Below are 23,319 nucleotides of genomic sequence, written 5' to 3' on the forward strand. Positions count from 1 at the left end.
CCAAGCCTTGTTTTCGCGGGCGTTTCTTTAGGCCGTTAGACCCGGAGTCAACCCCGCGGCGGGTCGGAGGCGTATGACAGCGCAGGACAATCGCCGCCCCCGGACGATCCGCGCGTTCACAACCTCCCAAAGCGGCGCTTGTTCCGCCAGCTTAACCCGTGACGGGCTTTATCTTTCCAGCCGCCTCGGCGGCGCGGGCGCGGGCCTGATCGACGTCCGCGCCCCTGGCGACCGCGACGCCCATCCGCCGGCGCTCGTGGCTGGTCGGCTTGCCGAACAGGCGCAGGTCCGCGCCGGGCACGCTCAGCGCCTCGGCGACTCCGTCGAAGGCGATCCCCTCGGCCTCCATGCCGCCATAGATCACCGCGCTGGCGGCGGGATCGACGAGGCGGGTGTCGACCGGCAGTCCGAGGATGGCGCGCGCGTGCAGCTTGAACTCGCTCATCCGCTGGCTGACCAGGGTGACGAGGCCGGTGTCGTGCGGCCGCGGGCTGACTTCCGAGAACCAGACTTCCTCGCCCTTGACGAACAGCTCGACGCCGAAGATGCCCTGGCCGCCGAGGGCCTCGGTGACGGCGGCGGCGATGTCGCGGGCCTTGCGCAGGGCGGCGGGCGTCATGCCCTGCGGCTGCCAGCTCTCGACGTAGTCGCCTTTGACCTGTCGGTGTCCGATCGGGTCGCAGAAGCTGGTGGCGATGCGCCCGTCCACCAGGCTGCGGACGGTCAGGAGGGTGATCTCGAAGTCGAAGGCGATGCGGCCCTCGACGATGACCCGGGGCTGCTCGACCCGGCCGCCCTCCAGGGCGTAGCGCCAGGCCGCGGCGATGTCCTGCGGCCGCTCGACGTAGGACTGGCCCTTGCCGGACGAACTCATCACCGGCTTCACGAAGCAGGGGAAGCCGGTCACCTCGGCGGCCGCCTGGGCCAGCTCGGCCTCGGAGGAGGCGAAGGCGTAGGCGCTGGTCGGCAGGCCCAGCTCCTCGGCCGCCAGCCGGCGGATGCCCTCGCGGTTCATGGTCAGCTGGGCGGCGCGGGCGGTCGGGATGACCGTCGCCAGGCCCTCGGACTCGATGCGGACCAGCTCGTCGGTGGCGATGGCCTCGATCTCCGGCACGATCAGGTGCGGGCGTTCGGCCTCGACGACGGCGCGCAGGGCCGCGGCGTCGGTCATGGCGATGACGTGGGCGCGGTGGGCGACCTGCTGGGCCGGGGCGTTCGCGTAGCGGTCGACGGCGATCACCTCGCAGCCGAGCCGTTGCAGCTCGATGGCCACTTCCTTGCCGAGCTCGCCCGAGCCCAGCAGCATGACCCGCACGGCGCTGGGCGACAGCGGCGTTCCCAAACGAATGTCACGCATCGCCAAAGCCCCCCGTCGTCGTGAATCTAAGTCAGTCGAGCCGCGCCTTGGCCGCCGCCACCACCGCCTGGGCGGTGATGCCGAAGTGCTCGTAGAGCGCCTTGTCCGGCGCGCTGGCGCCGAAGCCGGTCATGCCGACGAAGCCGCCGTCCGTGCCGATGAAGCGGTCCCAGCCCTGCCGGACGCCGGCCTCGATGGCGACGCGCACCGGCGTCTCGCCGATCACCGCGTCCTGGTAGTCGCGCGGCTGGGCCTCGAAGAGCTCGAAGCAGGGGACGGAGACGACTCGGGTCCCGACGCCGTCGGCCTCCAGGGCGTCGCGGGCGGCCAGGGCGACGGGGACTTCCGTGCCGGTGGCGAAGATCGTCACCTGGGCCGGCTTGCTCGCGGCGGCCAGCTGGTAGGCGCCGCGGGCCGACAGGTTCTCGCCAGCGGCGTCGCGCACCGCCGCCGTCTTCTGGCGGGAAAGGGCGAGGACCGAGGGGGTGCGTTCGGCGGCAAGGGCCAGCTTCCAGCACTCGGCGGTCTCGATCAGGTCGGCGGGGCGGAAGACGTTGACGTTGGGCATGGCCCGCAGGCTGGCCAGGTGCTCGACCGGCTGGTGGGTCGGGCCGTCTTCGCCGAGGCCGATGGAATCGTGGGTGCCGACGTGGATGGCGCGCACGCCCATCAGGGCGGCCAGGCGGATCGCCGGCCGGGCGTAGTCGGAGAACACCAGGAAGGTGCCGCCGTAGGGGATGACGCCGCCGTGCAGGGCCATGCCGTTCATCGCGGCGGCCATGCCGAACTCGCGCACGCCGTAGTTGACGTAGCGGCCGGCGTAGTCGGGCGTATCGAGGACCGGCGTGCCCTTGACGAAGGTGTTGTTCGAGCCGGTCAGGTCGGCCGAGCCGCCGACCAGTTCGGGGATCTCGGCGAAGATCTTCTCCAGCACCGTGCCGGAATGCTGGCGGGTGGCGGCGGCGGGCTTCGCGGTCGCGGCCTCTTCCAGCGCCGCGTCGAGGCGGGCGAAGGCGCCGGCCGGCAGGGCGCCGGCGTGGGCGCGCTCGAACTCGGCGCGATGAGCCGAGGCGGCAAGGCGGGCTTCCCAGGCCTTCAGCGCCTTGCGGCCCCGACGGCCGGCGGCGCGCCAGGGCTTGTAGACCTCGTCCGGCACCACGAACGGCTGGTGCGGCCAGCCGAGGTTGTCGCGGGTCTTGACGACCTCGTCCTTGCCCAGGGCCTTGCCGTGCACGTCGTGGGTGCCTTCGTAGGTCGGCGAGCCCTTGCCGATCTTCGTGCGGCAGGCGATCAGCGTCGGCTTGTCCTGGCGGACGGCCCACGAAAGGGCGCGCTTGATCTGGCCGACGTCGTGGCCGTCGATCGCCTTCACCGCCCAGCCGGCGGCCTTGAAGCGGGCGATCTGGTCGGTGGCGTCGGACAGGCCGACGGCGCCGTCGATGGTGATCTCGTTGTCATCCCAAAGGACGGTCAGCTTGGCGAGCTTGAGCCGACCGGCGAGGCTGATCGCCTCGTGGCTGACGCCCTCCATCAGGCAGCCGTCGCCGGCCACGACCCAGGTGCGGTGGTCGACGAGGTCGGCGCCGAAGCGGGCGGCCAGGTGACGCTCGGCGATGGCCATGCCGACGGCGGTGGCCAGGCCCTGGCCCAGAGGTCCGGTGGTGGTCTCGACGCCCGGGGTGTGGCCCCACTCGGGGTGGCCGGCGGTGTTGGAGCCGAGCTTGCGGAAGTTCCGGATCTGCTCGAGGCTCACCGCCTTGACGCCCGACAGGTGCAGCAGGCTGTAGAGCAGCATCGAGCCGTGGCCGGCCGACAGCACGAAGCGGTCGCGGTCGGCCCAGTCCGGACGGGCGGCGTCGTACTTCAGGAACTGCGACCACAGCACGGCCGCGACGTCCGCCATCCCCATCGGCATGCCGGGGTGGCCCGAGTTGGCCTCCTCGACGGCGTCCATGGAAAGCACGCGGATGGCGTCGGCCATGATCTTCAGGGGCGCAGGCATTCTGGTCCGGGTCTTTGGGGGCGTTAAGGAATGGCGCGCGGGGTCGCACGCGCGGGCGCCAGGGTCAAGGTCGCCGCGCCTTTGTCACAGCCCGCCCTGTCGGCCGCCCCATATAAGCCGTGGATTCACAACACAGGCGGCGCAGGTCTATAGATGGACGGCCTGACCCTTGGATCGGAGGACGGCGGATGAATGCGGCCGAGAGCGCGCTGGAACTGGCGGCCAAGCGGCTGGAGCGCGCCATCACCCTGCTCGAGCAGCGGCTGGGCGAGCGGGCGAAGAGCGCCGACCCCGGCGACCTGTTCGACCAGGACCGCGCCCGGCTGGCCGCCGAGCTCGACCAGGCCCGGGCCCGCGAGCGCGACCTGGAGGCGGCCGGGGCCGAGGCCTCCGAGGCGCTGGGCCGGGCGATCAGCGAAATCCGCGCGGCGCTGAACGGCGCCGCCCCGCAAGAGGAAGCCTGAGATGGCCCAGGTCCAGATCGAGGTGAACGGCCGCCCCTATGCGGTCGGCTGCGAGGACGGCCAGGAGGCCCACCTCATCGAGCTCGGCAAGCTGTTCGACCGCCAGGTCCGGCAGGTCGGGGCCGACATGGGCCAACTCGGCGACACGCGGCTGTTTCTGATGGGCGCCCTGCTGCTGGCCGACGAACTGGCCGACGCCCGCAACCGGCTGAACGGCCTGCAGGCCGAGCTTGCGCGGTTGCAGTCGGAGCGGGCCCGGGTCGAGAGCCGGGCGGCGGCGGCGCTGGAATCGGCGGCGGCGCGGATCGAGAAGCTGGCCTCGGGCGACCTCGCGGCCTGAACGGACGGCTTGAGATCGAGGCTCCCGCAACCTACCTTAGCGACCGGCGGGTCTGCTGCGGCTCGCGTCGAAGGCGACATATCCCAGCGACCTTAATTCTCTCTGAGGGAGCTGTCCCTGCCCCGGGCCGTGGTCTGGGGCAACACGGCGCCCACCTGGTCTATCCAGGTCGAGGGGATGAAACAGTCCTTCACGGCTTTCGCGGCGCCGCCACCCTTTCCCCTGTATAACCGCCGGCGATGACGGCTCCGTTCGACAAGACCGCCCTGCGCGCCCGGCTGCGGGCCCAGCGGCGCGATCTGGCGCGCGCCTTCCCGGGGGCGGCGGAGGCGGCGGCGGCGCGGCTGCCGATCGCACGGCTGCCGGCGTTCCGCAGCTTCAGCGGCTACCACGCCCTCGGCGCCGAGCTCGACCCGCGGCCGCTGATGCGGCGGCTGGCGCAGGCCGGCGCGGTCCAGGCGCTGCCGGCCGCGACGGCGCGGGATGCGCCGCTGGCCTTCCGCGCCTGGCGCGACGGCGAGGCGCTGGAGCCGGACGCGTTCGGCATACCCAGTCCGTCGGCGGCGGCGCCGGCGATCCGTCCCGACCTCGTCATCGCTCCGATCCTCGGCTTCACCCGCCGCGGCGACCGGCTGGGCCAGGGCGCGGGGCACTACGACCGCACGCTGATGAACCTTCGCGCCGTCCAGCCGGTTTTCGTCCTCGGCCTCGCCTATGCCGGCCAGGAACTGGCCGAACTGCCCGCCGAACCTCACGACGAGCGGCTCGACGCGATCCTGACCGAGACGGACTACATCGAGGTCGGCTAAGGACCGCGCATGAGACCTGTTCAATGAGATTGGCCTTCTTCGGAGATGTCGTCGGCCGCGCCGGCCGCGACGGCCTGGCCGACCACCTGCCGGCCCTGCGCCGGTCGCTCGACCTCGACTTCGTGATCGTCAACGCCGAGAACGCCGCCGCCGGCTTCGGCATCACCGAATCCACGGCCCGCGAGCTGTTCGACGCTGGGGCCGACTGCCTGACGCTCGGCAACCACTCCTGGGACCAGAAAGAGGCGCTGACCTACATCGTCCGCGAGCCCCGCCTGATCCGGCCGCTGAACTATCCGCGCCTCGCCGACGCGCCGGGCCGCGGCGCGCAGCTCCTGGAGACCGACCGCGGCCAGCGGGTGCTGGTCGTCAACCTGCTCGGCCGGGTGCACATGGACAGCCTCGACGACCCCTTCGCCGCCGTCGACAAGGAGCTCGACGCCTGCCCGCTGGGGATGGCGGCCGACGCCGTGGTGGTCGACATCCACGCCGAGGCGACGAGCGAGAAGATGGCCATGGGCCACTTCTGCGACGGCCGCGCCAGCCTGGTGGTCGGCACCCACACCCACGTGCCGACCGCCGACGCCCAGATCCTGCCCGGCGGCACCGCCTACCAGACCGACGCCGGGGCCTGCGCCGACTATGACAGCGTCATCGGCAACCAGAAGGAAGAGCCGCTGCGCCGGTTCACCACCCGCATCTCCGGCGGCCGCTACAAGCCGGCCGAGGGGCCGGCGACCATCTGCGGCGTGTACGTCGAGACCGATCCGGCGACGGGGCTGGCGCGTCGCGTGGAGCCGATCCGCCTCGGCGGCCGGCTGGCCGAGCACGTCCCGGCCGTCTAGACGGGGGTCACAAAGTCGGGCGAAGCTGCGCTCTCCGCAGGGGAGACCTCGAGCATGGCCAAGTTCATCGTCCGGGCGATCTTCGCCGCCCTGGGCCTCTGGCTGGCGGCCCGGCTGGTCCCCGGCGTGCGCGTCGACGACACCGGCAGCCTGATCCTGGCGGCGGTGCTGCTGGGCATCGTCAACGCCTTCGTGCGGCCGGTGGTGTTCGTCCTGACCCTGCCGGTCACCGTGCTGACGCTCGGGCTATTCCTGCTGGTGGTGAACGCGGCGATGATCGGGCTCGTGGCCCTGGTGCTGGCCGGCTTCCACGTCGACGGCCTCCTGGCCGGCGTGCTGGCGGCGGTGGTCACCGGCGTCGTGAGCTGGATCGGCGGCATGATCCTCCGCGACGACCGGGGGTAGGCCCTCTCCCTACCCTCTCCCTCTCTTCGCTACGCTCGGGGGAGAGGAGGCGGGGCGCCGCGTGAACTCCTCTCCCCACGCGAAGCGGAGAGGGAGAGGGTAGGGAGAGGGCCGACGGCCTCTCGCCACCACAGGCGTCGAGGATCGTGCGACAGACGTCGTCGCGGCTTTCCAGGACCTCGAAGTTCCAGAACCGGATCACGCGCAGACCACGACGTTCGAGGAAGGCGGTCCGGCGGGCGTCGTAATCGACCGTCTCGGAATGCTGTCCGCCGTCGAGTTCGACGACGAGCCGCGCTTCTCGACATAGGAAGTCGAGGAAGTAGGGCCCAAGCGGGACCTGTCGTTTCCATTTCCAGCCGCCCAGGCGCCCCGCACGCAGGGCGTTCCAGAGCCGCGCCTCGGCGGTGGTGTGACCACGGCGCAAATCGCGGGCTCGGGCGGTGATCTGCGTCGGGGTCAGCAAGGCCCTCTCCCTACCCTCTCCCTCTCGCTTCGCGGGGGAGAGGAGGAGCTAAATCGAACGAATAGGGAACATCAAGGGCAAAGAAAAAGGGCGGGGCCTTGCGGTCCCGCCCTTCGTCATTTTGCCGATGTGACCGGACTTAGAAGTCCATGTCGCCCATGCCGCCCGGCATGCCGCCGGGGCCGCCGGCCGGGGCCGACTTCTTGGGGGCCTCGACGATCGCCGCTTCGGTGGTGATCAGCAGGGCGGCGACCGAGGCCGCGTCCTGCAGGGCCGTGCGGACGACCTTCGCCGGGTCGATGACGCCGGCCTGCACGAGGTCGACGTACTCTTCCGACTGGGCGTTGAAGCCGAAGGTGGCCGAGGCGTTCTCGAGCACCTTGCCGACCACGATCGAGCCTTCGACCCCGGCGTTTTCCGAGATCTGACGGATCGGGGCCTGCAGGGCGCGGCGCACGATGGCGACGCCGGCTTCCTGGTCGTCGTTGTCGCCCTTGAAGCCGTCGAGAACCTTCGAGGCCTTCAGCAGGGCGACGCCGCCGCCGGGGACGATGCCTTCTTCCACGGCCGCGCGGGTCGCGTTCAGGGCGTCGTCGACGCGGTCCTTCTTTTCCTTCACTTCGACTTCGGTCGCGCCGCCGACGCGGATCACCGCAACGCCGCCGGCCAGCTTGGCCAGACGCTCTTGCAGCTTTTCCTTGTCGTAGTCCGAGGTGGTGTCCTCGATCTGACGCTTGATCTGGCCCACGCGGGCCTCGATGCCGTCCTTTTCACCCGCGCCGTCGACGATGGTGGTGTCGTCCTTGGTGATGGTGACCTTCTTGGCGCGGCCGAGCATGTCGATGGTGACGTTCTCGAGCTTGATGCCGAGGTCTTCGCTGATCAGCTGACCGCCGGTCAGGATCGCGATGTCTTCCAGCATCGCCTTGCGGCGGTCGCCGAAGCCCGGAGCCTTGACGGCGGCGACGCGCAGGCCGCCGCGCAGCTTGTTGACCACCAGGGTGGCCAGGGCTTCGCCCTCGACGTCCTCGGCGATGATCACCAGCGGACGGCCCGACTGGACGACGGCTTCCAGCACCGGCAGCAGCGGCTGCAGCGAGGACAGCTTCTTTTCGAAGAGCAGGATGAGCGGCTCTTCGAGGTCGGCCTCCATCTTGTCGGCGTTGGTGATGAAGTAGGGCGACAGGTAGCCGCGGTCGAACTGCATGCCCTCGACGACGTCGAGCTCGGTCTCAGCGGTCTTGGCTTCCTCGACGGTGATGACACCCTCGTTGCCGACCTTTTCCATGGCGCGGGCGATCATCTCGCCGACTTCCAGGTCGCCGTTGGCCGAGATGGTGCCGACCTGGGCGATTTCCGAGTTCGTCGTGACCTTCTTGGCGTTGGCCTTGATCTCTTCGATGACCTTGGCGACCGCCTTGTCGACGCCGCGCTTCAGGTCCATCGGGTTCATGCCGGCGGCGACCGACTTCAGGCCCTCGACGACGATGGCCTGAGCCAGCACGGTCGCGGTGGTGGTGCCGTCACCGGCCTTGTCGTTGGTCTTCGAGGCGACTTCGCGGATCAGCTGGGCGCCGAGGTTCTCGAAGCGGTCGGAGAGTTCGATCTCCTTCGCCACCGAGACGCCGTCCTTGGTCGAGCGCGGGGCGCCGAAGGACTTCTCGATGACCACGTTGCGGCCCTTGGGGCCGAGGGTCACCTTCACCGCGTTGGCGAGGATGTTGACGCCGCGCAGCATGCGGTCGCGCGCGTCGGAAGCGAAATAGACGTCTTTAGCAGCCATCTTGGGATCTCTCTTTGAAAGGGGGAAAGCGCGGGAGCGGTGCGGGCCTTAGGCCTCGAGCACGCCCAGGATGTCGCTTTCCTTCATGATCAGCAGGTCTTCGCCGTTCAGCTTGACCTCGGTGCCGGACCACTTGCCGAACAGGATGCGGTCGCCGGTCTTGACGTCCAGGGCCTGGACCTTGCCGTTTTCGTCGCGCGCGCCGGGGCCGGTGGCGATCACTTCGCCTTCCTGCGGCTTTTCCTTCGCGGTGTCGGGGATGATGATCCCGCCCTTGGTCTTCTCTTCTTCCTCGACACGCCGGACGAGGACCCGGTCACCCAGGGGACGAAACGCCATTTTGGTATCTCCGTTCGAGACGGTTGGAATTGGACGACGTCAGCGCGCAGGGGGCTGTTAGCAGCCGCGGTCCGTGAGTGCTAACGTCGGCGTGGCAGGTAGGAAAAAGCCCTGTGGGAGTCAAGCGGCCCGGCGTTCAAGCGTGGCGGTCGCAGGCGTCTCCTGACCAAAGGGTAACTTGGCGCAGGCGCCGGCCCTGCCTATTCTTATCAAATGAGATGGCTGTTGACGCTCGCGCCGATCGCGGCCCTGCTGGCCCTGGTGATCCTGCTGGTCCTGACCGCAACCGCGCCGCCGCTCTATTCGTGACGGCAAGTCGCTACACTTGAGCTGCGGGGACGGGTAGGAGGTCGGGGTGACCCTGCCCGCCGCGCTGTTCCTCATCTGCACCGCCTTCGTCACCGCCTGTATTTCCGGCGTGTTCGGCATGGCCGGCGGTCTGGTGCTGATGGGCGCCCTGGCGTTCGTCATGCCGGTCAGCGCCGCCTTCGTCACCCACGGCATCCTGCAGTTCGCCTCGAACAGCTGGCGCGCCGTGCTGCACCGCCGGCACGTGCGCTGGGGCATCGTCGTCGGCTATGCGGCCGGCTCGCTGGTCGCGGCCCTGGCGGTCTCCCTGGTGGCGGCGACGCCGTCGAAGCCGGTGCTCTACCTCCTGCTCGGCCTGCTGCCGGTGACCGCCTGGCTGCCGACCCGGTGGATCAACCTCGACGCCTCGCGTCCGGCCCAGGGCGTGCTGTCCGGCGTCTGCGTGACGGGGGTGAACCTGACAGCCGGAGTGGCCGGCCCCCTGCTGGACATCTTCTTCGTGCGCACCGCCCTCGGCCGCCACCAGATCGTCGCCACCAAGGCCGCCACCCAGGTCTTCGCCCACCTGTCGAAGGTGATCGTCTATGGCGCGCCGCTGCTGACCAACGGCAAGACCGGCGGCCTGCCGCCGCCATGGCTGTTCGCCATCGCCATTCCGCTGTCGCTGGCCGGGACGCTGGCCGGCGGGCGGATCCTCGACCGGATGAACGATGTCGATTTTCGCCGCTGGACCCGCTGGCTGGTGACCGGCGTCGGGGTTTTCTACCTGGCGCAGGCCGCGCAGCTGTTCCTGGCCGGCTGAGGCCAAAGCCCCGCGCGGCGGGCAAAAAAAACCCGGGGCCTCGAAAGGTCCCGGGTGGGAAGTCATAGGGAGGAAACGCCCAGGATGGGCACGCTTTCAGGTATGTCGTCGGATCCGGCGTTCAACCCCGCCGCGGAATTTTTTTGGATACCCGGATGACGATTGAGTTCGGCCCCCTGGAGAACCGCCACCTGCGCCTGGAGCCGCTGGCCGAGCGGCATCGCGAGGACCTGCGCCACGCCTGCGCCGCCGACCCCGACATCTGGGCCAGCCACTACAGCTTCTCGATGCTCGGCGATCACTTCGAGGCCAATTTCGCCAAGCTGGCGTCGGGTACGCTGACCGGCGCGGACCAGGCCTATGCGGTGGTGGTCGGCGGGGTCTGCGTCGGCATGAGCAGCCTGCTGCGCATCGACCTCGCCAACGGCGCGGCGGAGATCGGCGCCACCTACTATCGGCCCGACATGCGCGGCGGGGCGGTCAATCCGGCGGCCAAGCGGCTGCTGTTCGCCCACGGCTTCGAGAGCGGGCTGGGCCGGGTCTATCTGTGCGTCGACGCCCTCAACGCCCGCAGCCGGGCGGCGGTGCTGAAGCTGGGGGCCGTACAGGAAGGAATCCTGCGGCGCGACCGGGTGATCTGGACCGGGCGCAAGCGCGACACGGTGGTGTTCTCGGTGCTGGAGGACGAGTGGCCGGCGGTGCGGGCGCGGCTGGACGCGCGGCTCGCCGCCCTTCCTTGAGGCCTAGTCCAGGCGGGCCTTGCGGCGGGCGCGGAAGAAGCCGCGCAGCAGGGCCGCGCTCTCTTCGGCCAGGACCCCGCCCACGATGAGCGGCCGCCAGTGGCAGGTGGGCTGGTCGAAGAACCGCGGGCCGTGGACCACCGCGCCCCCCTTCGGGTCGTCGGCGCCATAGACCACCCGGCCGATGCGGGCATGGCTGATGGCTCCGGCGCACATGGCGCAGGGCTCCAGCGTCACCACCAGGGTCAGGTCGGTCAGCCGATAGTTGCCGCGCGCCTGGGCCGCGGCGCGCAGGGCGACGATCTCGGCATGGGCGGTGGGATCGTGGGCCCCGATCGGCTCGTTGGCGCCGACCGCCACCACCTCGCCCGTCGCCGGATCGACGACGACGGCCCCGACCGGGGTCTCGCCGGCGTCGGCGGCGGCTTGCGCGGCGCCCAGGGCGATGCGCATGTAGGAGAGGTCATGGTCCACGATCCGCAACGAACCGGCGCCGCGCCTGCCGGTCAAGCCCGCACGCCAGAACGCATCGCCAAGGCCCTGGCCCGCGCCGGAGTCGGCTCGCGCCGGGACGTGGAACGCTACATCGCCGAGGGCCGCATCGCCCTGAACGGCGAGGTGCTGACCTCGCCGGCCGTGAAGGTCGAGCCGGGCGACATCCTGACCGTCGACGGCCAGGTGGTCGAGGACGCCGAGCCAACGCGGGTGTTCCGCTACCACAAGCCGGTCGGCCTTCTGACCAGCCACAAGGATCCGCAAGGGCGGCCGACGGTGTTCGAGCACCTGCCGCCGGGCCTGCCGCGGCTGATCTCGGTCGGGCGCCTGGACATCAATTCCGAAGGCCTGCTGCTGCTGACCAACGACGGCGAGCTGGCCCGCGCCCTGGAGATGCCGCAGACCGGCGTCGCCCGCCGTTATCGCGCCCGGGCGCGGGGCCGGATCACCCAGGACCGGCTCGACAAGCTGAAGGACGGCATCACCGTCGAGGGCGTCCGTTACGGCGCGATCGAGGCCAAGCTCGACAAGGCCAAGGAGGGGCCGCAAGGCGCCAACCTCTGGATCACCGTCACCCTGTCGGAAGGCAAGAACCGCGAGGTCCGCAGAGTGCTCGAGGCGCTCGGCCTGCAGGTGAACCGGCTGATCCGCATGGCCTATGGGCCGTTCGCCCTGGCGACCCTGCTGCCCGGCCAGATCGAGGAGGTCGGCCCGCGGGTGATCCGCGAGCAACTCGCCGACCATATCCCGCCGGAGAACCTGCCGCAGGGCGACCGGCCGCAGTTCAAGACGGTGTCGGCGCCGCTGGCCGTCCAGCGGCGGGTGCGTGATCCGGGCGAGGCGGGCGCCCGGCCGGCCCGCGCCGCCGACCCCGGCCGCCGCCGGAGCGGGGCGCCGGCGGACGGCGAGGCGCCGGCCAAGAAGACCTACAAGCCCGGCTGGGCGAAGGCCAAGCCGAAGGCCCGGCCCGGGCCGCCGAAGCCCGGAGCCAAATCCTCCGGCCCGAAGTCCGGCGGCAAGCCCCAGGTCAAACCCCAGGGCAAGCCGGCCGCCAAGGCGCCGACCATCGTCTCGGCGCGGCCGCCGGGCCGGCCGCCGGCTCGTCCCTCCCGGCCCGGCGGCGGCCCCAGGCGCCGCGGCTGATCCATGCGCATTGTTTCCGGTGAACTCCGCGGCAAGGCCCTGGCCACGCCGCCGGGCCAGGGCACCCGGCCGACATCCGACCGGGCGCGGCAGGCGATCTTCAACATCCTCGAGCACGCCGCCTGGTCGCCGGGGGTGGCGGACCTTCGGGTCATCGACCTCTTCGCCGGGTCGGGGGCGCTCGGCTTCGAGGCGCTGTCGCGGGGCGCCGCCTTCTGCCTGTTCGTCGAGACCGACGAGACGGCGCGCGGGGCGATCCGCGAGAACGTCGACGCCTTCGGCCTGTTCGGGCGCACGCGGGTGCATCGGCGGGACGCGACTCAGCTCGGCCTGCGGCCGGGCGCCGACGGGCCGGCCTTCGACCTCGCCTTCCTCGATCCGCCGTACGCCAGGGGGCTCGGCGAGGTGGCGCTGGCCAAGCTGGCCGAGGGCGGCTGGCTGGCGCCTGGCGCGACGGTGATCTTCGAGCGCGGCGCGTCCGAGCCGGACTTCGCCGTCGCCGGATTCGAGCCGCTGGACGCCCGCGACTATGGGGCGGCGCGGGTCAGCTTCCTGCGCTACGCCGGTTAGGGATCAGCCCGCCGGCGGCGGGTCGCGCAGCGAGCGGGCGAGGATTTCCAGGGTCAGGCGCGCGGCCTGGCGGGTTTCGTCCTGCTCGCCGCGCTCGAAGGTGACGAGGCCGGCCTCGAACAGCTGGTCGAGGTCCTCGCCGCTGAGGATGCCCTTGCGCTTCAGGGTCGACAGCACGCCGACGGTGACCGCGTGCAGGGCGGCCAGCATGCCGGCCCGCTCGGCCTCGGCGGAAATGGCGTCGTCGTCGTCCATGTGGCGCAAACCCCTGAAATGCTGTCATCTCCTGTTCACCTGCGGGCGGTCAGGAGTCCAGCAATGCTTGGATTTGGCGAGGCCAAGGTGCGCGAGATCGGGTGGCATGCGGCGCGATGGGCGGCGGCGGCGGGCTTGGCCCTGGCGCTCGCGCCCGCCGCGCAGGCCGGGCCGCTGGAAAGCGTCGCCGCGGCGTTCGGCAACACCATCCTCGCCACCTATCCCGACGGCCGGAACCAGCGGATCTGGCTGCACCCCGACGGCCGCTACGACGGCATCGGGCGGCGGGGCAAGCCGTCGTCGGGACGCTGGAGCCTCAAGGACGACAAGGTCTGCCTGAAGCAGTCCAAGCCGTTCCCGGCCCCGATCTCCTATTGCACCGAGTTCCCGACGGCCGGCGGCGTCGGCGCCACCTGGATCAGCAAGGACATCGCCGGCATTCCGATCCAGCTGACGCTGATCGAAGGGATCGCGCGCTAGCCCCTAATGGCTGTGGCCGTGGTGGTGGTCGTGGCCGCAGCCGGCGGGTCGCACCTCGATGGTCACATGGCTGAGCCCGGGCAGGCCGGCCAGCCGGGCGCGGTAGGCCTGGGCTTCGCCGGCGCCGGCGACCACGGCGATGACCGCATGATGGCCGGGGCCGAGCCGCCACAGATGGAGGTCGACCACCGCCTCGCCGCCGGCCTCCAGCCGCTCGCGCACTTCGGCGGTGAGTTCGGCGCTGGGGTTGATGTCGAGGAGGGCGGCGCCCGCCCGCCGCAGCAGCCGGATCGAGAAATGGGCCACCAGGGCCGCGCCGACGAGGCCGGCGGCCGGGTCGAGGAAGCTCCAGCCCAGGGCCTGGCCGAGCGCCATGGCGGTCAGGGCGACGACCGACACCCCGGCGTCGGCGACGAGGTGCAGATAGGCCGACGACAGGTTGAGGTCGCCGTCGCGGTCGTTGCGCTCGGCATGCAGCCGGGTCGGGCGCAGCAGCCAGACGCAGACCAGGTTGAGGGCGAGGCCGGCCGCGGCGAGCGGCAGGGCGCCGTGGTAGTCGACGGCGAGCGGGTCGAGCAGGCGCTTCAGGCTCTCGGTGGCGATCAGCACGGCGGTGACCGCCAGGACGACGGCGTTGGCGAACCCGGCCAGATAGCCGAGCTTGCCAGTGCCGAAGGCGAATCTGGGGTCGGTCGCGTGGCGGCGGGCCAGGGCGTAGGCCCCGGCCGACACCAGCAGGGCGGCGACGTGGGCGGCCATGTGCAGGCCGTTGGCCAGCAGGGCCATCGAGCCAAACGCCAGGCCCCCCGCCACCAGGCCGACCAGGGTGACCGCGCAGATCGCGGTCACCGCCCAGGTGCGGCGCTCGTTCCGCCGATGATCGGCGCCGAGGTAGGTCTGGTCCTGACGGAAGGCGTCGAGGCCATCGACCTGGGGAGAGGCGGGGCTGGTCATTGGTGTTACGATATAACACCTCTTGCGGAGAACGCTACGGCCAAAGGCCACTTCATCTCGCGGCCCCGCATGGCTACATGACCGGCATGAGTGAAAAAACGCCCGTGACCGTGCTGACCGGCTACCTCGGAGCCGGCAAGACCACGCTTCTGAACCGCATCCTCTCCGAAGACCACGGCAAGCGCTACGCCGTCATCGTCAACGAGTTCGGCGAGGTCGGCATCGACAACGACCTGATCGTCGGCGCCGACGAAGAGGTCTTCGAGATGAACAACGGCTGCGTCTGCTGCACCGTGCGCGGCGACCTGATCCGGGTGGTCTCAGGGCTGATGAAGCGCCAGAAACTCAAGACCGGGGGCGGCTTCGACGCGATCATCGTCGAGACCACGGGCCTCGCCGACCCCGGGCCGGTGGCCCAGACCTTCTTCGTCGACGACGACGTCAAGGCCAAGACCCAGCTCGACAGCGTCACCACGGTGGTCGACGCCAAGCACCTGCCGCTGCGGCTGAAGGATTCCAAGGAGGCGGCCGAGCAGGTGGCCTTCGCCGACCAGATCATCCTCAACAAGACCGACCTCGTCTCCGAGGCCGAGCTCCAGGAGGTCGAGCGGGCGATCCGGACGCTGAACCCCCTGGCCCCGATCCACCGCGCCCAGCGCTCGAACGTGCCGCTGGAACAGGTGCTGGGCCGCGGCTCCTTCGACCTGGAGCGGATCTCGGCCCTCGAGCCCGACTTCCTGAACCCCGGCCACGGCGAGGCCGGCCACGTGCATGACGAACATTGCCATCATCACGACCACGACCACGGCCACGATCACCACCATCACGATCACGGCCACATCCACGACCACGTCGCCGAAAGCGGCATCCGCGGGATCTCTCTGACCTCGGACCGGCCGTTGAACGGCGCCCGGGTCACCGCCTGGCTGAACGACGTGCTGCAGAAGCAGGGCCCGGACATCCTGCGGGCCAAGGGCATCCTCGACATCGCCGGCGAGGACCGCCGCCTGGTCTTCCAGGCCGTGCACATGATCCTGGAAGGCGATTTCCAGCGCCCCTGGCGCGACGGCGAGCCGCGCTATTCGCGCATGGTGTTCATCGGCCGCAACCTCGACGAAGCCGCCCTGAAGGCCGGGTTCGCGAGCACGGTGGCCTGAGCCCAGACAGCAAAAAGCCCGCCCGGCGGACCGGGCGGGCTCTCTGAACCTTGAACGGAGAGCTTAGAGCTCTTCGTTGATCAGGGCGACCTGGTAGAAGCCGTTGCCCTGCAGGGTGTTCATCACCGACATGAAGTCGCCGTAGCGGACCGTCCGGTCGGCGCGGATGTACACGCGCTGTTCGGTCGGAGCGGTGGTCGGGTCTTCGACCCGCAGGACCGCCGCCAGATCGTTCGGCAGGGTGTCGAGGCTGGTGGCCTTGTCGGCGATGTAAAGGGCGCCGCCTTGCTGGATGTTCACCAGCACCGGCTCCTTGACCACCGTACCCGGCGGCGGCGGGATGGCCGGCGGCAGGTCGAGCTTGATCGACACCGTCGCAGCCGGGATCGACACCATGAAGATGATGAGGAGCACCAGCATCACGTCCACGAAGGGCGTGACGTTGATGTCGCTGTTCTGGCCGAGGTCGAACTTCGCGCCGCCTCCGCCACCCAGCTTTGCACCCATGCGCTTGTTCCTTCCCTGGGGCGTCCGCGCGCCCGTCTTTAAAGTCTCAAGTCCTTTGGCAAGGCCTTGCCGGAAAGTAAAGGCCCCAACCGAAGAACCCTGTTCGCCTAGTAGAGAGCCTTCCGATCCGGCCTCGCTCACTCTAGGGAAAGCGTATGACAGTCCATGCTTTCGACGCCTACGTCACCGCCTGCCTTTTCGACCGCACGGGGACGCCCGCCTACGCGCTGGGCGACGGATCGGTCCGCTTCGGCGGCGGCGAGATTCTGCAGGCCCATGACGGGGCGGTGCTGAGCGCAGCGGCGCATCCGTCGGGCGTCGGCGTGGTCACCGGCGGCGACGACGGGCGGCTGGTGTGGAGCCGGCCCGGCGCGCCGCCGGAGGCGTTGGCCGAGATCCCCGGGCGCTGGATCGATTCCCTGGCGACCTCGGCCGAGTCAGGGCTGATCGCGTTCGCGGCCGGCCGCGAACTGCACGTCCGCGACGTCGCCGACGCCGGTTTCGCCCGCACCTTCGGCCACGAGAAATCGGTGGCCGCCGTCGCGTTCGACCCGAAGGGCCGGCGGATCGCGGTGGCGACCTATGGCGGCTGCGCTCTGTGGTACGCGCGCATCGCCGACCAGAAGCCCACCTTCCTGAAGTGGGCCGGCAGCCACGTCGCCTGCGCCTTCTCCCCGGACGGCAAGTTCGTGGTCTCGTCGATGCAGGACAACCAGCTGCACGGCTGGCGCGTCGCCGACGAGAAGAACATGCGGATGGGCGGCTATCCGGCCAAGGTGAAGAGCCTGGCCTTCGTCTCCAAAGGCGCGCTGATGGCGACGTCGGGCGCCAACGGCGTCGTCTGCTGGCCGTTCGCCGGCTCCGGCGGCCCGATGGGCAAGCAGGCCGTCGAGGTCGGCTATGAAGAGAGCGCGCTGTCGACGGTGGTGACGGGCCAGCCGGGCGGCAGCTGGGTCGCCTGGGGCCTCGACGACGGGCGGGTCAAGGCCTGCGACCTGGCCGGCCAGCGGGTCGTCAACCTGAAGGCCGAGAAGGGGCCGCCGATCACGGCGATCGCCATGACGCCGGACGGCCGCTACGTCGCCTGGGGCGACGAGGACGGCGGGGCCGGCCACGCCGAGGTCTAGCGCCCCGCCTTGACGTCGCGGCGGGGCCGCGCACCCTGACGGGCGAATCTCTGCGGGGAGGGGACCTTTGCGGCGCATCGTGACCGGACTGCTGATCCTGGTGCTGGTCCTCGGCTTCATCGGCCCGGTGCTGGCCGTGGCGCTCTACCGGTTCGTGCCGCCGCCCCTGACCTTCCTGATGGTCCAGCGGGCGGTGGAGGGGCGCGGGTTCTCGCGCGCCTGGGTCCCGCTGGAGGACATCTCCCCGACCCTGGTGCGGGCGGTGATCGCCGCCGAGGACGCCCGCTACTGCCGGCACATGGGGTTCGACCTCGAGGCCATCGAGAAGGCGCTGGCGAGCAATGCTCAGGGCGGCAAGGTGCGCGGCGGCTCGACCATCAGCCAGCAGACCGCCAAGAACGTCTTCCTGTGGCCGAAGCGCGACTGGCTGCGCAAAGGGCTGGAAGCCTATTTCACCGTGCTGATCGAGGTCGGCTGGGGCAAGCGGCGCATCCTCGAGGTCTATCTGAACTCGATCGAATGGGGTCCGGGCGTTTATGGGGCGGAGGCCGCCGCGCGGAAGAACTTCGGCAAGTCGGCCAAGACCCTCACGCCGGCCCAATCGGCGCGGCTGGCGGCGATCATCCCCAAACCGCTGTCCTGGAAGGCCGCCAAGGCCGGGCCCTACGTCAAGCGGCGGTCGGGGGCGATCAACCGCAATGCGCGGGCCGTGCTGCGCGAGGGACTGACGGACTGCGTGCTTTGAGCCGGATCGTCTACCTCGGCTTCCCGACCGGCGAGATCGCCGGCGGGCAGAAGATGGCCTTGCGCCACGTCGAGGCGCTGCGCGACCTCGGCTTCGAGGCGGTGTTCTGGCGGCTGGGCGACAACATCATGCCGACCTGGATCGCACATCGCGCGCCGGTCGAGGTGGGGACCAAGTTCCGGCCGGACGACGTGCTGGTGGTCCCGGGCGATGCGCCCAACGCCCTGGCCCATGTCGCCAAGCTGACGGCGCAGCCGGCGGTGATCTTCTGCCAGAGCTGGATCAGCCTCGGCGCGGTGGGCCTCGCGCCGATGGCCGCGTGGCCGCAGGACCGGCCCTTGACCGTGCTGACGGTCGGCCGGTCGCTGTTGGACACGGTCACGCGGGCCTTTCCGCGCGCGCAGGTCGAGCTGACGCCGTGCTTCGCCGACGAGCGGCTGTTCGCGCCGGGCGGCGAGGCGGCGATGCGGATCGTCGCCGTGCCGCGCAAGCGACCGTTGGAGCGGGCGGCGATCGGCGCCTTTTTCCGTCACCTGCATCCGCGCCACGCCGACCTCGCCTGGCAGGACGTCGACAAGGCTCCGGAGGCCGAGCTCGCCGCCGCCTTCGCCGGCGCGGCCCTGCATTTGGCCCTGCCGCGGTTCGAATCCGTCGGCCTGACGACCCTGGAGGCGATGGCCAGCGGCTGCGTCTGCGCCGGGTTCACGGGGATCGGCGGGCGCGAATACGCCACGGCCGACAACGGCTTCTGGGTCGGCGAGGACGATTGCGAGGCCGCGGCCGACGCCCTGGCGCAGGCGGCCGACCTCGTCCGCACGGGCGGGCCGGGCCTGGCCCGGATGCGCGAAGCCGGGTTCGAGACGGCGCGGCAATGGTCCTACGCGCGGTTCGTCACGGCGCTGGAAGAGGTGTGGATGCGGCTCGCCCCGCAGGCGCGGCGGCGGGCGGCGGCGTTGGACTGACGCGCTCGCCGGAGCGGGAGAGCCTGCCGCGCCTAGTCGTAGATGATCAGCCCGATCCCATGCCGCCGGGCGCTCGCGAAGGCATTGGCGAAGTCGGCGGGCACCGCCCCTTCGTCGGTGATTTCGCCGGCGCGTAACGCCTGCACGTCGGTCCAGCCGCGCTGGTCCAGCGCCGCCGTCCCTGTGGCCTCGGCCTCCTCGCCCGTGTCCGCCGCGACGAAGGCGAGGACGGTCAGGCGCGCCGGATCCGGCGGCTCGACGCCTTCCAGGGTCACGACGAACACCGGCTTCACCGCGGACCCTCTCGACACGCGCCCCTCGACATCAGGCCGAAACAAAGGTCACGATTTGCCGGGGCGTCGCAACCGCCCGGAGCGCCAGGAGCAAGCCATGTGTGACGACCATATCCACCAGGGCCTGGTGGAAGACCCGACCGTTTCGCGGCGCGCCTTCGGCCTGATGGGCGTGGCCGCTGCGGGGGCGGCGACCGCGGTCCAGGCCCAGGCCCGGGTCGTCGAGAAGGACGTCGAGGTGAAGACCGCCGACGGGACCGCCGACGCCGCGCTCTATCACCCGGAAGGCCGCGGATCGTGGCCGGCGGTGCTGATCTGGACCGACGTGCTCAGCCTGCGGCCCGCCTTCCGCGAGATGGGCCGCCGGCTGGCCGGGGCGGGCTATGTGGTGCTGGTCCCCAACGTCTATTACCGCAACCGCCGCGCGCCGGTGGTCGACGGGTCGTTCAACTTCTCCAATCCCGAGGACCGGGCGAAGATCGCGCCGTTCCGCGCGGCCCTGACGCCCGAGGCGGTGGACCGCGACGCCCGCGCCTATGTCGCCTACCTGGACGCCCAGCCGCAGACCGACCGGCGCCGCAAGGTCGGCGTCCAGGGCTATTGCATGGGCGGGCCCCTGACCTTCCGCACGGCGGCGGCGCTGCCGGACCGGGTCGGGGCGGCGGCGAGCTTCCATGGCGGCGGCCTGGTGGCCGAGGGGCCGACGAGCCCGCACCTGCACGTCGGCAAGTCGCGGGCCAGCTACCTGGTGCTGATCGCCGACAACGACGACAAGCAGGAGCCGCAGGCCAAGGTCACGCTGAAACAGGCCCTGGACGCCGCCGGCCGGCCGAACAAGGTCGAGGTCTACGAAGGCGCCGGCCACGGCTGGACCGTGCGCGGCAGCCAGGTCTACGACGAGCCCAAGGCCGAGCGCGCCTGGGCCGAACTTCTGGCGCTCTACAAGGCGAACCTGGGCTAGCGCCCTGCGAGCGGGCGCGCGCGCTCTTGCCGGCGCCGCCCGGATGCGTCTAAAGCGCCGCCGTGAAGGCGGTCTTCCGGGACGATCCCGGAGGCTAAGAGGGAACAGGGATGCAAGGCGCTCGCGCCTGAATTCCCGGCTGTGCCCGCAACTGTGAGCGGCGAGGGCCGCGTCCGTCCTCTGCTCGTCCCTGTCGGGACGGGAGAGGCGCCACTGGGAGACTTCCCGGGAAGGCGAGGGCGCAGCCTGACGACCCGCGAAGCCAGGAGACCTGCCGCCTTCCGTCGCTCGTCCGTGGCCCGGGACCAGGCCGTCGGCGCGGGAAGGCGCACACCCGCGTCCTCCGTCGCAGCGACTTCGCTGTAACCAACGGAGGCGCCTGAAATGCGCAAGCTTCTACTCACGTCCGCGGCCCTGCCGCTGCTCTCCCTGTCTGCCCTGTCGTCCCCCGTCCTCGCCGCCGAGGCGCTGGACGAGGTGGTGGTCACGGCCACGCGCCTGCCCACCGCGCCCGACCTCGTCACCGGCGCCCGGGTCGTCGCGCGCGAAGACCTGGCGGCGCGGCAGACGCCGTTCCTGGCCGACGTGCTTTCCACGATCCCGGGCGTTTCGATCGCCCGCACCGGGGCCTTCGGCGGGATCGGCGCGATCCGCATCCGCGGGGCCTCGCCCGACAAGACGCTGGTGCTGATCGACGGCGTGCCGGCCGGCGATCCGGCCGATCCGGCCGGCGCCTTCGATCCCGGCTCGCTGCAGACGGCCGACCTGGAGCGGATCGAGGTGCTGTCGGGGCCGCAGGGCTCGCTGTGGGGCTCGGAGGCGATCGGCGGCGTCATCGCCATCACCACCCGCGAGATCGACGGCTGGCGGGCCGAGGCGGAAGTCGGCTCGATGGCGACGGCCCGCGGCTTCGCCGGGATCGGCACGGCAGGCGAGACCTATGCGCTGTCGGCCAGCGTCACCGGACTGCGCACGGACGGCGTCTCGAAGGCCGCGTCGGGGCGCGAGGACGACGCCTTCGAGGCGGTGACCGCGAACCTCGCCGGCCGGCTCGAGGCGCCCCACGGCGTGCGGCTCGACGGCCGTCTGCGCTATGGCGCAAGCTCGGTGGAGATCGACGGCTTCCCGGCTCCGAACTACGTGCTCGGCGACACGCTGGACCGGAACAAGAGCCGGGCGTGGTCGGGCTTCGGCCGCGCGGCCTTCGCGGCGGCCGGGTTCGCCCACCAGCTGAGCGTCAGCCTCTATGACCTGAAACGCGAGAACATTTCCGACTTCCCGAGCGACTTCGGCGCGGACCGCCAAGTGCTGCGGTGGACCGCGGCGCGGGGGCCGGTGGTGGTCGGGGCGGAGCGGCAGGAAAGCTCGGCCGACCTGTCCGGTCGGGTGAAGGAAGACCTGTCGGTCACCTCGGCGTTCGCCACGGGCCGGCTGGCGGCCGGTCCGCTGACCCTGACGGCGGCGGTTCGCTACGACGATCCGGACCATTTCGACGCCAAGACGACGGGCCGGCTGTCGGCCGCGGCGCGGCTGCCGGCCGGCTTCACCCTGACGGCCGCGGCCGGCCAGGGCTTCAAGATCCCGAGCATCAGCCAGTACGCCTGCGACTTCTGCTTCGCCCCGCCGGTGGCGCTGCGGCCGGAGGCGGCGGAGGGTTACGACCTGCGGCTCGGCTGGCGCGGCGAGCGGGTCGCCGCGGCGGTGACGGCCTATCGGCTGAACGTGACGGACCAGATCGCCTATGTCGCGGCGCGCTATGTGAACATCGCCCGCACCCGATCGGAGGGGATCGAGGCGGAGGTCGAGGCGCAGCTCAGCGACGCCGTGCGGTTGAAGGGATCCTACGCCCGCACCGACGCCATTGATCGGACCAGCGGGGCCAGCCTGCTGCGCGTGCCGGACCATGCCGCGTCAGCGGCGCTGCTGTGGGAAGAGGGCCGCTGGTCGGGCGCGGTCACCGCGCGGGCCGAGTCCAGCCAGGCGGACACCGATCTCGACGGATTTTCGCCCGTGACCCGCAAGAGCTTCGTCACCGCCGACGTCGCGGCGGCCTATGCGCTGAACGACCGGGTGACGTTGACGGCGCGGCTCGAGAACTTGGCGGACCGCCGCTACCAAGAGACCTTTGGCTACGGCGAGCCGGGGCGGGCGGTGTTCGTCGGGGTGCGGCTGAGGAACTAAGCCGCGGCCCAGGCGCGGGGGTCGAGCGCGGCCGGATCGTTGATCGCCATCTCGTCCCAGTCGAGGTCCGGGGGCGGGCTCATGGCGGCGGCGACCACCGCGCTCATCTCGGCGGCCGAGGCGACGCCGACCAGGACGGTGGACGCCTCAGGCCGTGAGAGGGCGAAGCCGAGGGCGGCCTGCAGCGGATCGGAGCGGCCCTCGGCGATCAGCCGGCGGGCGCGCGAGATGCGGCCGGCGGCGGCCTTGAGGTGGCTGGGCGCCCGGTCGGGCGGCAGGAACAGGAGGCCGTTGAGGAAGATCGAGCGCAGCTGCACCTCGACCCCCATCTCGGCGAGGGTCGACAGCGTACCGTCGACCAGCAGCCGCTGGTCGAGCAGCGAGGCCGGGGCCTGGACGACGTCCGGCTTGAAGCGCCGGGTCAGGCCGACCGGGTCGTCGGAGGCGTAGACCGAAACGCCGATCTTGCGGCACAGGCCGGCGTCGCGCAGGGCGCGCAGGCGGTCCCACAGCATCGGGCCGTTCGGCGAGAAGAGGTCGGTGGCCGACGGGGCCAGGATGGTGTCGACGCGGTCGACGCCCAGGCGCTGGATCTGCGCGCGCAGCTCGGCCTCGGCGAAATCGGGGCCGCGGTCGGGACGGACCGTGGTGACGGTGATGCGGAACGGGTTCGGCTTCGGCGTGATGTGGCCGAGGGTGGTTTCCTGCGCCGCCGGGCAGCGGCTGACCTCGAGCACGCCGACGCCGGACCGCGCGGCGATCGACAGGATGTCCCGCGCTTCGGCGTCGCGCGGACGCCCGCGGAAGGCCGCCTGGTCAAGGCCGAAC

At 71.1% G+C, this 23,319-nt stretch carries 27 protein-coding genes, 1 other RNA gene and 1 riboswitch; of the genes, 17 read left to right on the plus strand and 11 right to left on the minus strand.

Annotated elements, in window-relative coordinates:
* Positions 1-151: 151 nt before the first annotated feature.
* Positions 152-1,357 carry a formate-dependent phosphoribosylglycinamide formyltransferase gene (gene purT / locus ACILRF_RS01160; RefSeq protein WP_395670427.1) on the minus strand — a complete coding sequence of 402 codons (1,206 nt, stop codon included), beginning with the start codon at positions 1,355-1,357 and terminating at the stop codon, positions 152-154.
* A gap of 31 nt (positions 1,358-1,388) precedes the next feature.
* Positions 1,389-3,359, minus strand: coding sequence for a transketolase (gene tkt, locus ACILRF_RS01165; RefSeq protein WP_395670428.1), 1,971 nt, complete (start codon positions 3,357-3,359; stop codon positions 1,389-1,391).
* 188 nt (positions 3,360-3,547) lie between these two features.
* On the opposite strand from tkt, the gene ACILRF_RS01170 reads away from it, so the two are divergent.
* From ACILRF_RS01170 to ACILRF_RS01195, 6 genes are all read left to right on the plus strand, one after another.
* Positions 3,548-3,823 (plus strand): DUF4164 family protein, encoded by a 276-nt coding sequence (locus tag ACILRF_RS01170; RefSeq protein ID WP_395670429.1) that lies wholly within the window; start codon positions 3,548-3,550, stop codon positions 3,821-3,823.
* 1 nt (position 3,824) lies between these two features.
* On the plus strand, positions 3,825-4,163 hold the full coding sequence (locus tag ACILRF_RS01175) for a cell division protein ZapA (protein WP_395670430.1): 339 nt from the start codon (positions 3,825-3,827) through the stop codon (positions 4,161-4,163).
* Positions 4,164-4,212: 49 nt separating this feature from the next.
* A non-coding RNA gene (gene ssrS, locus ACILRF_RS01180) (6S RNA) lies at positions 4,213-4,374 on the plus strand.
* Positions 4,375-4,402: 28 nt separating this feature from the next.
* A complete protein-coding gene (locus tag ACILRF_RS01185; RefSeq protein WP_395670431.1) occupies positions 4,403-4,972 on the plus strand; it encodes a 5-formyltetrahydrofolate cyclo-ligase in 570 nt (189 codons plus the stop codon).
* A gap of 23 nt (positions 4,973-4,995) precedes the next feature.
* On the plus strand, positions 4,996-5,817 hold the full coding sequence (locus ACILRF_RS01190) for a YmdB family metallophosphoesterase (RefSeq protein ID WP_395670432.1): 822 nt from the start codon (positions 4,996-4,998) through the stop codon (positions 5,815-5,817).
* A 54-nt stretch (positions 5,818-5,871) separates the two neighbouring features.
* A complete protein-coding gene (locus tag ACILRF_RS01195) occupies positions 5,872-6,222 on the plus strand; it encodes a phage holin family protein (protein ID WP_395670433.1) in 351 nt (116 codons plus the stop codon).
* On the opposite strand, the gene ACILRF_RS01200 is transcribed toward ACILRF_RS01195, so the two are convergent.
* The 3 genes from ACILRF_RS01200 to groES form a co-directional block, all read right to left on the minus strand.
* Positions 6,167-6,688, minus strand: coding sequence for an endonuclease domain-containing protein (locus tag ACILRF_RS01200; RefSeq protein WP_395670434.1), 522 nt, complete (start codon positions 6,686-6,688; stop codon positions 6,167-6,169). The genes ACILRF_RS01195 and ACILRF_RS01200 overlap by 56 nt on opposite strands.
* 139 nt (positions 6,689-6,827) lie before the next feature.
* Positions 6,828-8,471, minus strand: coding sequence for a chaperonin GroEL (groL, locus tag ACILRF_RS01205; RefSeq protein WP_395670435.1), 1,644 nt, complete (start codon positions 8,469-8,471; stop codon positions 6,828-6,830).
* A gap of 48 nt (positions 8,472-8,519) precedes the next feature.
* A complete protein-coding gene (gene groES, locus ACILRF_RS01210; RefSeq protein ID WP_395670436.1) occupies positions 8,520-8,810 on the minus strand; it encodes a co-chaperone GroES in 291 nt (96 codons plus the stop codon).
* Positions 8,811-9,165: 355 nt separating this feature from the next.
* Here groES and ACILRF_RS01215 point away from each other — a divergent pair, with 355 nt between their 5' ends.
* Both ACILRF_RS01215 and ACILRF_RS01220 read left to right on the plus strand, forming a co-directional pair.
* On the plus strand, positions 9,166-9,921 hold the full coding sequence (locus tag ACILRF_RS01215; protein ID WP_395670437.1) for a TSUP family transporter: 756 nt from the start codon (positions 9,166-9,168) through the stop codon (positions 9,919-9,921).
* Positions 9,922-10,076: 155 nt separating this feature from the next.
* Positions 10,077-10,661 (plus strand): GNAT family N-acetyltransferase, encoded by a 585-nt coding sequence (locus ACILRF_RS01220; protein ID WP_395670438.1) that lies wholly within the window; start codon positions 10,077-10,079, stop codon positions 10,659-10,661.
* A gap of 3 nt (positions 10,662-10,664) precedes the next feature.
* Here ACILRF_RS01220 and tadA read toward each other — a convergent pair whose 3' ends face one another.
* Positions 10,665-11,114, minus strand: a complete 450-nt coding sequence (gene tadA, locus ACILRF_RS01225) for a tRNA adenosine(34) deaminase TadA (RefSeq protein ID WP_395670455.1) — start codon at positions 11,112-11,114, stop codon at positions 10,665-10,667.
* Positions 11,115-11,126: 12 nt separating this feature from the next.
* On the opposite strand from tadA, the gene ACILRF_RS01230 reads away from it, so the two are divergent.
* Entirely contained in the window at positions 11,127-12,299 is a 1,173-nt protein-coding gene (locus tag ACILRF_RS01230) for a pseudouridine synthase (protein ID WP_395670439.1), read from the plus strand.
* A 3-nt stretch (positions 12,300-12,302) separates the two neighbouring features.
* Positions 12,303-12,869, plus strand: coding sequence for a 16S rRNA (guanine(966)-N(2))-methyltransferase RsmD (gene rsmD, locus ACILRF_RS01235; protein ID WP_395670440.1), 567 nt, complete (start codon positions 12,303-12,305; stop codon positions 12,867-12,869).
* 3 nt (positions 12,870-12,872) lie between these two features.
* Here rsmD and ACILRF_RS01240 read toward each other — a convergent pair whose 3' ends face one another.
* Positions 12,873-13,124: a hypothetical protein gene (locus ACILRF_RS01240; RefSeq protein ID WP_395670441.1), complete on the minus strand. Its 252-nt coding sequence runs from the start codon at positions 13,122-13,124 to the stop codon at positions 12,873-12,875.
* A 63-nt stretch (positions 13,125-13,187) separates the two neighbouring features.
* Between ACILRF_RS01240 and ACILRF_RS01245 the strand changes: the two genes are divergently transcribed.
* The gene (locus ACILRF_RS01245; RefSeq protein WP_395670442.1) at positions 13,188-13,604 is read left to right on the plus strand and encodes a hypothetical protein; all 417 of its coding nucleotides are present in this window, start codon (positions 13,188-13,190) and stop codon (positions 13,602-13,604) included.
* A 3-nt stretch (positions 13,605-13,607) separates the two neighbouring features.
* Here the strand turns inward: ACILRF_RS01245 and dmeF are convergent, their stop codons facing one another.
* Positions 13,608-14,558 (minus strand): CDF family Co(II)/Ni(II) efflux transporter DmeF, encoded by a 951-nt coding sequence (gene dmeF / locus ACILRF_RS01250; protein ID WP_395670443.1) that lies wholly within the window; start codon positions 14,556-14,558, stop codon positions 13,608-13,610.
* 77 nt (positions 14,559-14,635) lie between these two features.
* Between dmeF and ACILRF_RS01255 the strand changes: the two genes are divergently transcribed.
* Complete coding sequence (locus ACILRF_RS01255; RefSeq protein ID WP_395670444.1) at positions 14,636-15,715, plus strand: CobW family GTP-binding protein; 1,080 nt, start codon at positions 14,636-14,638, stop codon at positions 15,713-15,715.
* A 63-nt stretch (positions 15,716-15,778) separates the two neighbouring features.
* Here ACILRF_RS01255 and ACILRF_RS01260 read toward each other — a convergent pair whose 3' ends face one another.
* Positions 15,779-16,222 (minus strand): biopolymer transporter ExbD, encoded by a 444-nt coding sequence (locus ACILRF_RS01260; protein WP_395670445.1) that lies wholly within the window; start codon positions 16,220-16,222, stop codon positions 15,779-15,781.
* 155 nt (positions 16,223-16,377) lie between these two features.
* On the opposite strand from ACILRF_RS01260, the gene ACILRF_RS01265 reads away from it, so the two are divergent.
* From ACILRF_RS01265 to ACILRF_RS01275, 3 genes are all read left to right on the plus strand, one after another.
* Entirely contained in the window at positions 16,378-17,349 is a 972-nt protein-coding gene (locus ACILRF_RS01265; protein WP_395670446.1) for a WD40 repeat domain-containing protein, read from the plus strand.
* Between the two features lie 67 nt (positions 17,350-17,416).
* A complete protein-coding gene (gene mtgA, locus ACILRF_RS01270; RefSeq protein ID WP_395670447.1) occupies positions 17,417-18,094 on the plus strand; it encodes a monofunctional biosynthetic peptidoglycan transglycosylase in 678 nt (225 codons plus the stop codon).
* On the plus strand, positions 18,091-19,056 hold the full coding sequence (locus ACILRF_RS01275; protein WP_395670448.1) for a glycosyltransferase: 966 nt from the start codon (positions 18,091-18,093) through the stop codon (positions 19,054-19,056). Before mtgA ends, ACILRF_RS01275 begins: the two co-directional genes overlap by 4 nt.
* Positions 19,057-19,088: 32 nt before the next feature.
* Here ACILRF_RS01275 and ACILRF_RS01280 read toward each other — a convergent pair whose 3' ends face one another.
* A complete protein-coding gene (locus ACILRF_RS01280) occupies positions 19,089-19,367 on the minus strand; it encodes a hypothetical protein (RefSeq protein ID WP_395670449.1) in 279 nt (92 codons plus the stop codon).
* A 79-nt stretch (positions 19,368-19,446) separates the two neighbouring features.
* On the opposite strand from ACILRF_RS01280, the gene ACILRF_RS01285 reads away from it, so the two are divergent.
* Positions 19,447-20,310, plus strand: coding sequence for a dienelactone hydrolase family protein (locus tag ACILRF_RS01285; RefSeq protein ID WP_395670450.1), 864 nt, complete (start codon positions 19,447-19,449; stop codon positions 20,308-20,310).
* Positions 20,311-20,362: 52 nt separating this feature from the next.
* Positions 20,363-20,604: riboswitch (cobalamin riboswitch) on the plus strand.
* A 90-nt stretch (positions 20,605-20,694) separates the two neighbouring features.
* Entirely contained in the window at positions 20,695-22,491 is a 1,797-nt protein-coding gene (locus tag ACILRF_RS01290; protein ID WP_395670451.1) for a TonB-dependent receptor plug domain-containing protein, read from the plus strand.
* Here ACILRF_RS01290 and ACILRF_RS01295 read toward each other — a convergent pair.
* A partial coding sequence (locus ACILRF_RS01295; RefSeq protein ID WP_395670452.1) for a bifunctional regulator KidO occupies positions 22,488-23,319 on the minus strand: 832 nt, incomplete at its 5' end. The genes ACILRF_RS01290 and ACILRF_RS01295 overlap by 4 nt on opposite strands.

The sequence above is a fragment of the Phenylobacterium sp. genome (assembly GCF_044236515.1).
Lineage (GTDB): Bacteria > Pseudomonadota > Alphaproteobacteria > Caulobacterales > Caulobacteraceae > Phenylobacterium.